Consider the following 13,123-nt stretch of genomic DNA (forward strand, 5'->3'; position numbering starts at 1 on the left):
AACAACTTCAACCACTTGCGCTTCCGATCTCTCGTTAGCGGGAGGCGAATTCTACAGCGTTACACGCTGCTGTCAACACCTCTTTTTCTCCACTTTCGACCGAGAAGATCGAACCGTTGAAAGCACCAGAACCAGCCGGCATTTCCAACTCCTTCCAGGCTTCGATGAACTGAAGCGACCCGCTCTCGAAACCTACTTAACTCATTGAATCTCAAGGAGTTTTCCGTTTCGGCTGCGCCGGAAGTGGGGCGAATTATAGAGACTCAGAATCTGCCGTCAACCCCTACTTTCATAAATCTGTCATATCAGTCAAAAAAGCCCTGAAACGCGAAGGCCGACCTTAAAAGGTCGGCCTTCTTTGCACTGCCCTTCTACTTACAAGCTAGGGAAAGCGAATTGCGAAGCCTCATGGCTCGCACGCTGCGGCCAGCGCTGGGTGATCGCCTTGCGACGCGTATAGAAGCGCACACCATCCGGGCCATAGGCATGCAGGTCGCCGAACAACGAACGTTTCCAACCACCGAAGCTGTGGTAAGCCACCGGCACCGGCAATGGAACGTTGACGCCGACCATGCCGACTTCAATCTCGTCGCAGAACAGACGCGCCGCTTCACCGTCACGGGTGAAGATGCAGGTGCCGTTACCGTATTCGTGATCGTTGATCAGCTGCATCGCCTCTTCCAGGCTGTTCACCCGGACGACACACAGCACCGGCCCGAAGATCTCTTCTTTATAGATACGCATATCGGGAGTGACGTTGTCGAACAGGCAGCCCCCCAGGAAGAAGCCTTCTTCGTGACCGGCAACGCTCAGACCACGACCGTCGACCACCAGGGTCGCGCCCGCCGCCACGCCGTCTTCGACATAGCCACTGACCTTGTCGCGCGCCTGACCGGTGACCAGCGGCCCCATGTCCAGACCGCAAGAAGTACCGGCACCGATTTTCAGCGCCTTGATCTGTGGAACCAGTTTGGCCACCAGTGCATCAGCCACCTGATCGCCCACACACACGGCTACCGAAATCGCCATGCAGCGTTCGCCGCAGGAACCGTAAGCCGCGCCCATCAGTGCGCTGACCGCGTTGTCCAGATCCGCATCCGGCATCAGTACCGCATGGTTCTTCGCGCCGCCCAGTGCCTGCACGCGTTTGCCGCGCTTGGTGCCTTCGGCATAGATGTATTCGGCAATCGGCGTCGAACCCACGAAGCTCAGCGCTTTGACTTCCGGCGCGTCGATCAGCGCGTCCACTGCAGTCTTGTCACCGTGCACCACGCTCAGCACACCTTTCGGCAGACCGGCTTCCAGCAGCAGTTGCGCGATCAGCAGGGTCGAGCTCGGATCACGCTCGGACGGCTTGAGGATGAAGCAGTTGCCGCAGACGATCGCCAGCGGATACATCCACAGCGGCACCATGGCCGGAAAGTTGAACGGGGTGATACCGGCCACCACGCCCAGCGGCTGGAAGTCCGACCAGGCATCGATGTTCGGGCCGACGTTGCGGCTGTACTCGCCCTTGAGGATTTCCGGCGCTGCGCAGGCGAACTCGACGTTCTCGATACCGCGCTTCAGTTCACCGGCAGCGTCTTCCAGAGTCTTGCCATGTTCTTCGCTGATCAATTGCGAGATGCGTGCTTCGTTCTGCTCCAGCAGTTGCTTGAAACGGAACATCACCTGGGCACGTTTGGCCGGTGGCGTGTTGCGCCAGGCCGGGAACGCAGCCTTGGCGGCATCGATGGCATGCTGGATGGTTTCGCGGCTGGCCAGCGGCAGCTTGTGGATAGCCTGACCGGTGGACGGGTTGAACACATCGACCGCGCGACCGTTCTCGGTCACCAGTTCGCCATTGATCAAATGCGGGATAACGCTCATCGGGGAACTCCTGAATTCTTGTGCGCAGACGCCCGCAAGGGGCGCCTGCCATTGGCGTATCTATATAGAAGGAAAAATCAGTCGAGCTTGTTCAGCACTTCGCCGACCGCGTCGAACAGACGATCAAGGTCCTGCGGCTTGCTGTTGAAGGTTGGGCCGAACTGCAGGGTGTCGCCACCGAAGCGCACGTAGAACCCGGCTTTCCACAAGGCCATGCCCGCTTCGAACGGACGCACGATGGCGTCACCGTCACGGCCCGCGATCTGGATTGCACCGGCCAGACCGAAGTTACGAATGTCGATGACGTTCTTCGCGCCTTTCAGGCCATGCAGGGCATTTTCGAAATGCGGTGCGACTTCGGCCACGCTCTGCACCAGGTTTTCCTTTTGCAGCAGGTCGAGTGCCGCCAGGCCAGCGGCACACGCCACCGGGTGCGCCGAGTAGGTGTAGCCATGCGGGAATTCCACGGCGTATTCCGGCGTTGGCTGGTTCATGAAGGTCTGGTAGATCTCGGAGCTGGCAATCACCGCGCCCATCGGGATCGCGCCGTTGGTGACTTGCTTGGCGATGCACATCAGATCCGGGGTCACACCGAAGGTGGTGGCGCCGAACATGGTGCCGGTACGACCGAAACCGGTGATCACTTCGTCGAACACCAGCAGGATGTTGTGCTGATCGCAGATTTCACGCAGACGCTTCAGGTAACCCTGCGGCGGAACCAGCACGCCAGCGGAACCAGCCAGAGGCTCAACGAACACCGCTGCGATGTTCGAAGCATCGTGCAGCTCGATCAGCTTCAACAGCTCATCGGCCAACGCGATACCGCCCTGCTCCGGCATGCCACGAGAGAAGGCATTGCTCGCCAGCAGGGTGTGCGGCAGGTGATCGACGTCCATCATCGCCTGACCGAACAGTTTGCGGTTGCCGTTGACGCCACCGAGGCTGGTGCCGGCGATGTTCACACCGTGATAGCCACGGGCGCGGCCGATCATTTTGGTCTTGGTCGACTGGCCTTTCAGGCGCCAGTACGCACGGACCATTTTCACCGCGGTATCGGCACACTCGGAACCGGAGTCGGTGAAGAACACGTGATTCAGGTTGCCCGGCGTCAGGTCGGTGATTTTCTCCGCCAACTGGAACGACAGCGGGTGGCCGTACTGGAAGCCCGGCGAGTAATCGAGGGTGCCCAACTGCTTGGCCACCGCTTCCTGGATTTCCTTGCGCGTATGTCCGGCGCCGCAGGTCCAAAGACCGGACAGCGAGTCGTACACCTTGCGGCCCTTGTCGTCGATCAGCCAGCTGCCTTCGGCACCGACGATCAGGCGCGGGTCGCGCTGGAAGTTGCGGTTGGCGGTGTAGGGCATCCAGTGCGCGTCCAGCTTCAGTTGGCTGGCCAGGGGCGACGGCGCGTTTTCAGGCATGTTCATCGGGCAAAACCTCGCAGGGCAATAGGCTTCAGAGAAACGGAAAGCGTTGTTGCAGCTAAATTGCCACGCGGATAAAGTCGGTGAAATTCAACTCTTCTAACCTTCAGTTAGAACTTTGCTAAACAATGAGAACAACAGCATGAGCAGCCGTCGCCCCGATCCACTGGCCCAGGTCAGTGACTTTGACATTCGCCTGCTGCGGATTTTTCGCAGTGTGGTGGAGTGCGGCGGCTTCTCGGCGGCGGAAACCGTGCTCGGCATCGGTCGCTCGGCGATCAGCCAGCAGATGAGCGATCTGGAACAACGCCTCGGCCTGCGTCTGTGCCAACGCGGGCGCGCCGGTTTCTCCCTGACCGAAGAAGGTCGCGAGGTCTATCAATCGGCGTTGCAGCTTTTAAGTGCGCTGGAAAGTTTCCGCACCGAGGTCAACGGCCTGCACCAGCACTTGCGCGGCGAGTTGATCATCGGCCTGACCGACAACCTCGTCACCCTGCCCCACATGCGCATCACCCACGCGCTCGCGCAGTTGAAGGAGCGCGGGCCGGACGTGCAGATCCAGATCCGCATGATCGCCCCCAACGAAGTCGAACAAGGCGTACTCGACGGACGCTTGCACGTCGGCGTGGTGCCGCAGGCCAGCGCGTTGTCGGGACTGGAATATCAGCCGCTGTACAGCGAACGTTCGCTTCTCTACTGTGCAGTGGGTCATCCGCTGTTTTATGTCGACGATAAACAGCTGGATGACAAGCGCCTCAACAGCCAGGACGCCATCGCCCCGACCTTCCGTTTGCCGGCAGAGATTCAGGCGCACTATCAAGCCCTCAACTGCACCGCCAGCGCATCCGACCGTGAGGGCATGGCGTTCCTGATTCTGACCGGGCGCTACATCGGCTATCTGCCGGATCACTACGCCAGTCTCTGGGTACAGCAAGGTCGCCTGCGCGCGCTCAAGGCCAGTACCCGCTTCTACGATTTGAGTCTGGCTTCGGTCACCCGCAAGGGCCGTCGCCCTCATCTGGTACTGGAAAGTTTTCTCGAAAGCCTCGCCGCCACCCGCTGACGACCGGGGTTTTATTCGCCCGGGGCTTGTCCCGCGCCGGTGGTTGCGCTATCAACGCAACTGGTTGCACCCCACAGACCAACCCGGAAGTGCCTATGACCTTTGAAGTCCCCGCTCACGGTGGCAAACCTGCCAGCCGCATTCGTCAGAAGAACGAAGAGACCATCATCAAAGCCGCCGAAGACGAGTTCGCCCGTCACGGGTTCAAAGGCACGAGCATGAACACCATCGCCACCAAGGCCGGGCTGCCCAAGGCGAACCTGCATTACTACTTCACCAACAAGCTCGGGTTGTACGTGGCGGTGCTGAGCAACATCCTTCAATTGTGGGACAGCACCTTCAACACCCTGACGGCCGAGGACGATCCGGCCGAAGCGCTGACCCGCTACATCCGCGCGAAAATGGAATTTTCCCGTCGCCAGCCGCAAGCGTCGCGAATCTTCGCGATGGAAGTGATCAGCGGCGGCGAATGTCTGACCGAATATTTCAACCAGGATTACCGCGCCTGGTTCCAGGGCCGCGCCGGCGTGTTCCAGGCCTGGATCGACGCGGGCAAAATGGACCCGGTCGACCCGGTACACCTGATCTTCCTGTTGTGGGGCAGCACTCAGCATTACGCCGACTTCGCCACCCAGATCTGCCGCGTGACCGGTCGCAGCAAGTTGACCAAACAGGACATGGAAGACGCCGGCAACAACCTGATCCGCATCATCCTCAAAGGCTGCGGCCTCACTTCTTCTATATAAGTCGTTTTATGCCATTCACCCTCAGCGGCTTTTGCGAATTCCGCGAAGAGATTCGCAAAAGCCGTTTCATCACTTTCGCCGCGCCGATCGGCAGACCCGCTGAGGCGCAAGCCTTCATCGAGCAGCACAGCGACTTGAACGCTTCGCACAATTGCTGGGCATGGAAACTCGGCGATCAGTACCGCAGCAACGACGACGGCGAACCCGGTGGCACTGCCGGGCGACCGATTCTCGCGGCCATCGAAGCGCAGGATTGCGATCAGGTCGCGGTGCTGGTGATCCGCTGGTACGGCGGCATTCAACTGGGCACCGGCGGTCTGGCCCGGGCCTATGGCGGCGGCGCCAACAAATGTCTGCAAGCCGCGCCGAAGATCGAGTTGATCAGTCGCGTGCCCGTGCGTTGCGCCTGCGCCTTTGGCGAACTGGCGCTGGTGAAACTGCGGGTCGCGGATCTGGGCGGATTGGTGATCGAAGAAAACTTCACCGCCAATGGTGTCGAGTTACAACTGGCCGTGGGCGAAGCGCACATCGAACTCTTGCAGAATCAGTTGGCCGACCTGAGCCGTGGGCGAATCCTGCTGCAGCGTTGAAGCCCCGCCATGTTTTAGGGCACAAGCCGATTAGCTTATACCCGAGACTTGCCCACATCCGCTGTGCACCCGGCTGTGGATAACCTGAGCACAGGATGCTGTAACCCTTCTGTCACGTGGCTTTGCGGGATTTGCTCACTTTTCGTCCAATCGCCCATCACAACGAACAATTTCACGTAAAAACAATCGCTTAGCGTTGTTTATCGCCTTTAGAAGAAAGGCCGGCAGTGCTTATGCCCGGGATTTTGTCTTGCGCACAAATACTGTGGAGCAACCTGTGGATAAGCCGTTCATGGCTGGCGCAGTCGCAGGTTCTGCATGGCTTCTGCGGGATTGCTCGTTTTTTGATCAGCCCGGTGCGGGCAAAACTGGAGCCTGATCAAAGGCTTTGCCCTCAAGTGGTGCCGCGCAAGACGTCGAATTCATTTCACAGGCTCTACGCCACAGGCTGGCAAACAGCGGTCGTGCAGGTTCCTGACTCAATGGCCAGGAAATTGCTTTATCCACAGGCACAACTCCAAGCGACCCGAGCCTGTCATGTCAAACCCCACGCCCATACCGCGCCTGCAACTGCGCCATATCAGCAAACGTTATCCCGGTTGCCTCGCCAATGACGCCATCGACCTCAGCATCGCTCCCGGTGAAATCCACGCACTGCTCGGTGAAAACGGTGCAGGCAAAAGCACCTTGATGAAGATCATCTACGGCGTCACCCAGGCCGATTCGGGCGAGATGCTCTGGCAGGGCCAACCGGTGACCATGCGCAACCCGGCCCAGGCGCGGCAGTTGGGCATCGGCATGGTGTTTCAGCATTTTTCGCTGTTCGAGACTCTGAGCGTTGCGCAAAACATCGCACTGGCGATGGGCCCGGCGGCCGGTTCGCCGAAACAGCTTGAAGCGAAAATCTCTGAAGTGTCGCGCCGATATGGCATGGCGCTGGAACCCCAGCGACTTGTCCACAGCCTGTCGATCGGCGAGCGGCAACGGGTCGAGATTGTTCGTTGCCTGATGCAGGACATTCGCCTGCTGATTCTCGATGAGCCGACCTCGGTGCTCACGCCGCAGGAAGCCGATGAGTTGTTCATCACCCTGCGCCGGCTCGCGGCCGAGGGCTGCAGCATTCTGTTCATCAGCCACAAACTCGGCGAGGTGCGCGCCTTGTGTCACAGCGCCACGGTGCTGCGTGGCGGTCGGGTGGCCGGTCATTGCGTACCGGCCGACTGCACTGATCGGCAACTGGCGCAATTGATGGTGGGAGAAGCCGCGACATTGATCGGCGAGTTCACGAAAGCCACCGGCGGCGCGGCGTTTTTGCAGGTCAGCGGATTGAACTGGTACAACCCGGACCCGTTCGGCTGCTCCCTGAGCGACATCGACCTGCAGGTGCGCAGCGGTGAAATCGTCGGCATCGCTGGCGTGGCAGGCAACGGTCAGGACGAGTTACTCGCATTGCTCAGCGGCGAACAGACACTGCCCCGCGACGCAGCGCAGACCATCCGCTTCCGAGAACACGCCGTCGCCGATCTGCGCCCGGATGCGCGACGCAAACTCGGTCTGGCGTTCGTCCCCGCCGAACGCCTCGGGCATGGCGCGGTGCCGGACATGAGCCTGGCGGACAACGCCCTGCTTACCGCCTTCCAACAAGGCCTGATCAGCCACGGCTTGATCGAGCGCGGCAAAGTCGAAGCCCTCGCCGAAACGATCATCCAGCGCTTCGGCGTGAAAACCCCGGACACTCAAACCGCTGCCCGCAGCCTGTCCGGCGGCAACCTGCAGAAATTCATCCTCGGCCGGGAAATCCTCCAGCAACCGAAACTGCTGATCGCCGCGCATCCGACCTGGGGCGTGGATGTCGGCGCGGCGGCCACCATTCATCGGGCGCTGATTGCCCTGCGCGATGCGGGGGCGGCGATTCTGGTGATCTCCGAAGACCTCGACGAACTGTTCCAGATCAGCGATCGCCTCGGCGCGCTGTGCGGCGGGCGTCTGTCGGCGTTGCAGGACACCGCGCTGACCCGACTCAGCGACGTCGGCGGCTGGATGGCCGGCCAGTTCGACACCCCTCAATCACAACCGGCCACGGTTTAACGGAGTTTTCCCATGTTGCTTTCCCTCGAACCCCGTGGCCGGCAATCGCGCTTGATGCTGTGGTGCTCGCCAGTGCTTGCGGCGACGCTGACGCTGATCTGCGGATCGTTGCTGTTCGTCGCCCTTGGCCACGATCCACTGAAAACTTTGCACACCTTGTTGATCGCCCCGGTCAGCGACCTGTACGGCGTCTCCGAACTGCTGGTCAAAACCCTGCCGATCCTGCTGTGTGCGCTGGGCCTTGCGGTGGCCTATCAGGCGCGGATCTGGAACATCGGCGCCGAAGGCCAGTTGCTGCTCGGCGCCCTGGCCGGCAGTGCGCTGGCGGTGAACATCATCGACATGCAAAGCCGCTGGGCGCTGGTGCTGATCCTGCTCACCGGCACCCTCGCCGGCGCCGCGTGGGCCGGGCTCACTGCCTGGTTGCGCACACGCTTCAACGCCAACGAAATCCTTACCAGCATCATGCTCAATTACATCGCGCTGAACCTGTTGCTGTTCTGCGTGCACGGGCCGCTGAAAGATCCGGCCGGGTTCAACTTTCCCGAGTCGGCGATGTTCAGCGATGCCAGCCGCCTGCCGCTGTTGATGGAGGACGGTCGGGCGCATATCGGCGTGTATTTCGCCTTGCTTGCGCTGGTTGCGGTGTGGGTGTTGTTGCAGAAAAGCTTCGTCGGTTTCCAGATCAAGGTCTTGGGGCTGGACAAGCGTGCGGCAGGATTTGTCGGGTTTCGCGAGAAGCGTCTGATCTGGCTGGCGCTGTTAATCAGCGGTGGATTGGCCGGGCTTGCCGGTGTCTGCGAAGTCACCGGGCCGATCGGTCAACTGGTGCCGCAAGTCTCGCCGGGCTACGGCTATGCGGCGATCACCGTGGCGTTTCTCGGGCGGCTCAATCCCATCGGGATTCTGTTTTCCAGCCTGTTGATGGCGCTGCTGTACATCGGTGGCGAGAGCGCACAGATGACGTTGAATCTGCCACAGGCGATCACCCAGCTGTTCCAGGGAATGATGCTGTTTTTCCTGCTGGCCTGTGACGTGCTGATCCTCTATCGGCCACGTCTTAACCTGCGCTGGGTACGGCGCACTTCTACCACCGCCGTAACCGCCGGAGCGCTGTGATGGATATCGATCTGCTGAGCAATATTTTCTACGCGATGGTGCGCTGCGGTACGCCACTGCTGTTGGTGGCGCTGGGTGAATTGATTTGCGAGAAGAGCGGCGTACTCAACCTTGGCCAGGAAGGCATGATGCTGTTTGGCGCGGTGATCGGTTTCATCGTCGCGTTCAACAGCGGCAACCTCTGGTTGGGCGTGGTGTTGGCGATGCTTGCCGGGATGTTGCTGTCGTCGCTGTTTGCCCTGGTGGCGCTGGTGTTCAACGCCAATCAGGTGGCGACCGGGCTGGCGCTGACGATTTTCGGCGTCGGCCTGTCGACCTTTGTCGGCGCGGCGTGGGTCGGCAAACCGCTGGCCGGTTTCGAGCCGCTGGCCATTCCTTACTTGAGTGAAATCCCGCTGATCGGCCGGATGCTGTTTGCCCAGGATCTGCTGGTGTACCTGTCGTTCGCACTGTTTGCGCTGGTGGCGTGGGTGATCGTGAAAAGTCGCGTCGGGCTGATCATTCAAGCGGTCGGCGAGAATCCTGATGCGGCGAGTGCCATGGGCTTGCCGGTGCTGACCGTGCGCACACTGGCGGTATTGTTTGGCGGCGCGATGGCCGGACTGGCCGGGGCTTATCTGTCGCTGGCTTACACGCCGATGTGGGCCGAGAACATGACCGCCGGACGCGGCTGGATCGCCCTGGCGCTGGTGGTGTTCGCCAGTTGGCGGGTGTGGCGGTTGTTGCTCGGCGCGTATCTGTTCGGACTCGCCAGCATCCTGCACCTGGTGGCGCAGGGGTTGGGGCTGGCGATTCCTTCGAGCCTGCTGGCGATGCTGCCGTACGTCGCAACCATTCTGGTGCTGGTGCTGTTGTCGCGGGACGCGGTGCGTACGCGGTTGTATGCGCCGGTGTCACTCGGGCAGCCGTGGCAGGCCGGACACTAAGCCGTGACGGCTCGCGACACCGGCCGAACCGGCAACGCCTGAGCGATGCCCCACGCCACTTCGAGCACCAGGAAACCCACCACCAAAGAACTGGCGCCGTGGGCCAGGGCATACGTCATCCACCCGGCAAACAGAAACCGGGCCACCGCGTCATAGCGCCCATAAACCGGCTGCGGATCACGAATCCGCAGCACCGCCCACAAGCACACCACCGAACCGAACAGATTGGCTATCAACAGGTGCGCCGGTTCGAACGGCGGCAGCTCGCCGGGCAGCTCCAGCGCCTGACTCAGTGCCGTCAGCAACCCATGCAACACAGCAAAACTCCACGGCGTGACAAACGCCGCCGTCACGATCAAGTCATACCAGGCACTGCCGCGCACCACCTGCCGATATTGCGTTGAAGTCCACATCATCCTTGCTCCAAAAATTCAGGGAGCAACTACGGTAAAGCCTGGAGTATGCTCCAGGGTCAAACACTTTCGAGACCTGCAAGATGCGCATCGGTGAGTTGGCCCAGGCCTGCGATGTCAGCCGTGACACGCTGCGTTTTTACGAGGAGCGCGGATTGATCGCGGCGCAACGCAGCGCCAACGGTTATCGCGACTATCCGCCGGAGATGGTGCAACTGGTGCTGTACATCAAGACGGCGCAACGTCTGGGCTTTACCCTTGGCGAGATCGGCAATAGCGTTGGCGCGTTGTGGCACTCGCCAAACCCCGACACCACCGTCACGCAACTGCTGCAAGACAAACTCAAGCTGGTCGAAACCCGCATGGCCGAGCTCGGTGAGTTGCGCCAGGAATTGCAACATCGGCTCGGTCAACGTTGTCCATTGAACCCGTGATCTTTCAACTTTCAAGGAAAGCCCATCATGTCCGCACTGAATCCTGCCAAGCACGCACTGATCATCGGCGCCTCCCGTGGCCTGGGCCTGGGACTGGTGAAAACCCTGCTGGCCGACGGCTGGCAAGTCACCGCCACGGTTCGCAACCCGTCGAACGCCGAGGCTCTAAAAGCACTGGGTAACGTGCAGATCGAAAAACTCGACATGGACGACCAGCAAGCGGTGATCGCCCTGAGCCAGAAGCTCAAGGGCGAGACCTTCGACCTGCTGTTCGTCAACGCCGGGGTCAAAGGCCCCGACGTGCAGACCCCGGGCGGCGCGACGCTGGCGGAAGTCGGCCAGTTGTTCTTCACCAACGCGGTGGCACCGATCAATCTGGCCCAGCGCTTCGTCGGGCAGATTCGCGACGGCAGCGGCGTGCTGGCGTTCATGAGTTCGGTGCTCGGCAGCGTGACCATGCCCGACGCGCCGGAACTGGCGCTGTACAAGGCCAGCAAGGCGGCGCTGAACTCGATGACCAACAGTTTCGTCACGCAACTGGGCGATCAGAAACTCACCGTGCTGTCGCTGCATCCGGGCTGGGTGAAAACCGACATGGGCGGCGAAGGTGCCGACATCGACGTGGAGACCAGCACCCGTGGTCTGGTGGATCAGGTGGACGCGTTTGCCGGCAAGGGCGGCCATCACTTCGTGAACTACAAGGGTGAAACCATTCCCTGGTAAACACCGAGGATCTAAATGTGGGAGCGGGCTTGCTCGCGAATGCGGTGTGTCTGCGCGAGATTTTCCACCAGATACGACGCTTTCGCGAGCAAGCCCGTTCCCACATTGGAATTGTGAGTTGTCTGGTCGGGTTGGGCTTGCCCGTCGCAACATTTTGTTCGAAACTCCGCACCTCGTCCTTCGCGGCGACCCTGGATCAGCAGACAGGGCAACACTGAGCTGGCAACCCTGAACCCAACTTTCAGAGGAGCCGGCCACAATGCCTGCGACCCGTATCTGGTTGAAAAATCCCCTCGCCATTTTCACGGCCAACGGTCTCGATGCCCGTGGTGGTCTGGTGCTGCAAGACGGTGTGATCACCGAAGTGCTCGGCGCCGGCCAACAGCCATCGACCCCATGCAATGAAGTGTTCGACGCTCGTGAACACGTGATCCTGCCGGGCCTGATCAACACCCATCACCACTTCTATCAGACCCTGACCCGCGCCTGGGCGCCAGTGGTCAACCAGCCATTGTTCCCGTGGCTGAAAACCCTGTACCCGGTATGGGCGCGCCTGACGCCTGAAAAACTCGCCCTCGCCACCAAAGTCGCACTGGCCGAGTTGCTGTTGTCGGGTTGCACCACCGCTGCCGACCATCACTACCTGTTCCCGGATGGCCTGGAAAACGCCATCGACGTGCAAGTCGAAACCGTGCGCGAACTGGGCATGCGCGCCATGCTCACCCGTGGTTCGATGAGCCTCGGCGAGAAGGACGGCGGCCTGCCTCCGCAGCAGACCGTGCAGGAAGGCCAGGTGATTCTCGACGACAGCCAGCGGCTGATTCACGAGTACCACGAACGTGGCGACGGCGCGCAAATCCAGATCGCCCTGGCGCCGTGCTCGCCGTTCTCGGTGACCCCGGAAATCATGTCCGCCAGCGCTGAACTGGCAAACAAACTCGATGTGCGTCTGCACACCCACCTTGCCGAAACCCTCGACGAAGAAGACTTCTGCCTGCAACGCTTCGGCCTGCGCACGGTGGATTATCTGGACAGCGTCGGCTGGCTCGGCCCGCGCACATGGCTGGCCCACGGCATCCACTTCAACCCCGACGAAATCGCCCGGCTCGGCGCAGCCGGCACCGGAATCTGCCATTGCCCGAGCTCGAACATGCGCCTGGCGTCCGGCATCTGCCCGAGCATCGAGCTGACCGATGCCGGCGCGTTGTTCGGTCTCGGTGTGGATGGCTCGGCGTCCAACGATGCGTCGAACATGATCCTCGAAGCGCGTCAGGCCCTGTACATCCAGCGCCTGCGTTATGGCGCCGAAAAGATCACTCCGGAACGTGTGCTGGGCTGGGCGACCAAGGGGTCGGCGAGCCTGCTGGGTCGCAGCGACATTGGTGAACTGGCGGTCGGCAAGCAGGCGGATCTGGCGTTGTTCAAGCTCGATGAACTGCGCTTTTCGGGCAGTCATGATCCGATCTCGGCGTTGCTGTTATGCGGCGCGGATCGTGCGGATCGGGTGATGGTCGGCGGCAAGTGGCGCGTGGTTGACGGGCAGGTTGAAGGGCTGGATCTCAAAGGCCTGATTGCCGATCACAGCCAGGCGGCTCGGCAGTTGATCGCCGGTAACTGATCCAAGCGGAAGTCTCTGATCGTTCCCACGCGGAGCGTGGGAATGCAGCCATGGACGCTCTGCGTCCGACGGTGGGACGCAGAGCGTCCCGGTATGCATTCCCACGCGGA

12 protein-coding genes are annotated in these 13,123 nt (G+C 61.1%); 9 read left to right on the forward strand and 3 right to left on the reverse strand.

The genetic code is table 11. The annotated features are described in order from the left end of the window. Positions 1 to 375: 375 nt before the first annotated feature. Positions 376 to 1,869: a CoA-acylating methylmalonate-semialdehyde dehydrogenase gene (locus CAF63_RS11955; RefSeq protein ID WP_085690637.1), complete on the reverse strand. Its 1,494-nt coding sequence runs from the start codon at positions 1,867 to 1,869 to the stop codon at positions 376 to 378. 77 nt (positions 1,870 to 1,946) lie between these two features. Further along, positions 1,947 to 3,296, reverse strand: coding sequence for an aspartate aminotransferase family protein (locus CAF63_RS11960; RefSeq protein ID WP_085690636.1), 1,350 nt, complete (start codon positions 3,294 to 3,296; stop codon positions 1,947 to 1,949). 139 nt (positions 3,297 to 3,435) lie between these two features. On the opposite strand from CAF63_RS11960, the gene CAF63_RS11965 reads away from it, so the two are divergent. The 6 genes from CAF63_RS11965 (at position 3,436) to CAF63_RS11990 (ending at position 9,825) form a co-directional block, all read left to right on the forward strand. After that, positions 3,436 to 4,356 (forward strand): LysR family transcriptional regulator, encoded by a 921-nt coding sequence (locus tag CAF63_RS11965; RefSeq protein WP_085690635.1) that lies wholly within the window; start codon positions 3,436 to 3,438, stop codon positions 4,354 to 4,356. A gap of 95 nt (positions 4,357 to 4,451) precedes the next feature. Next, complete coding sequence (locus CAF63_RS11970) at positions 4,452 to 5,102, forward strand: TetR/AcrR family transcriptional regulator (RefSeq protein WP_085690634.1); 651 nt, start codon at positions 4,452 to 4,454, stop codon at positions 5,100 to 5,102. 8 nt (positions 5,103 to 5,110) lie between these two features. Beyond that, positions 5,111 to 5,692, forward strand: a complete 582-nt coding sequence (locus CAF63_RS11975) for a YigZ family protein (protein ID WP_085690633.1) — start codon at positions 5,111 to 5,113, stop codon at positions 5,690 to 5,692. A gap of 537 nt (positions 5,693 to 6,229) precedes the next feature. After that, on the forward strand, positions 6,230 to 7,780 hold the full coding sequence (locus tag CAF63_RS11980; RefSeq protein ID WP_085690632.1) for an ABC transporter ATP-binding protein: 1,551 nt from the start codon (positions 6,230 to 6,232) through the stop codon (positions 7,778 to 7,780). A gap of 12 nt (positions 7,781 to 7,792) precedes the next feature. Then, positions 7,793 to 8,899 carry an ABC transporter permease gene (locus CAF63_RS11985; protein WP_085690631.1) on the forward strand — a complete coding sequence of 369 codons (1,107 nt, stop codon included), beginning with the start codon at positions 7,793 to 7,795 and terminating at the stop codon, positions 8,897 to 8,899. Then, entirely contained in the window at positions 8,899 to 9,825 is a 927-nt protein-coding gene (locus tag CAF63_RS11990; RefSeq protein ID WP_085609257.1) for an ABC transporter permease, read from the forward strand. Before CAF63_RS11985 ends, CAF63_RS11990 begins: the two co-directional genes overlap by 1 nt. Here the strand turns inward: CAF63_RS11990 and CAF63_RS11995 are convergent. Further along, positions 9,822 to 10,238 (reverse strand): hypothetical protein, encoded by a 417-nt coding sequence (locus tag CAF63_RS11995; RefSeq protein ID WP_085690639.1) that lies wholly within the window; start codon positions 10,236 to 10,238, stop codon positions 9,822 to 9,824. The genes CAF63_RS11990 and CAF63_RS11995 overlap by 4 nt on opposite strands. An 83-nt stretch (positions 10,239 to 10,321) precedes the next feature. Here CAF63_RS11995 and CAF63_RS12000 point away from each other — a divergent pair, with 83 nt between their 5' ends. The 3 genes from CAF63_RS12000 (at position 10,322) to CAF63_RS12010 (ending at position 13,013) form a co-directional block, all read left to right on the forward strand. Continuing rightward, positions 10,322 to 10,672: a MerR family transcriptional regulator gene (locus CAF63_RS12000; RefSeq protein ID WP_011332318.1), complete on the forward strand. Its 351-nt coding sequence runs from the start codon at positions 10,322 to 10,324 to the stop codon at positions 10,670 to 10,672. A gap of 36 nt (positions 10,673 to 10,708) precedes the next feature. Further along, positions 10,709 to 11,395 carry an SDR family oxidoreductase gene (locus CAF63_RS12005; RefSeq protein ID WP_085690638.1) on the forward strand — a complete coding sequence of 229 codons (687 nt, stop codon included), beginning with the start codon at positions 10,709 to 10,711 and terminating at the stop codon, positions 11,393 to 11,395. A gap of 259 nt (positions 11,396 to 11,654) precedes the next feature. Further along, entirely contained in the window at positions 11,655 to 13,013 is a 1,359-nt protein-coding gene (locus CAF63_RS12010) for an 8-oxoguanine deaminase (protein ID WP_085690630.1), read from the forward strand. Positions 13,014 to 13,123: the final 110 nt, after the last annotated feature.

This window comes from Pseudomonas sp. B20(2017), from assembly GCF_002113125.1.
Lineage (GTDB): Bacteria > Pseudomonadota > Gammaproteobacteria > Pseudomonadales > Pseudomonadaceae > Aquipseudomonas.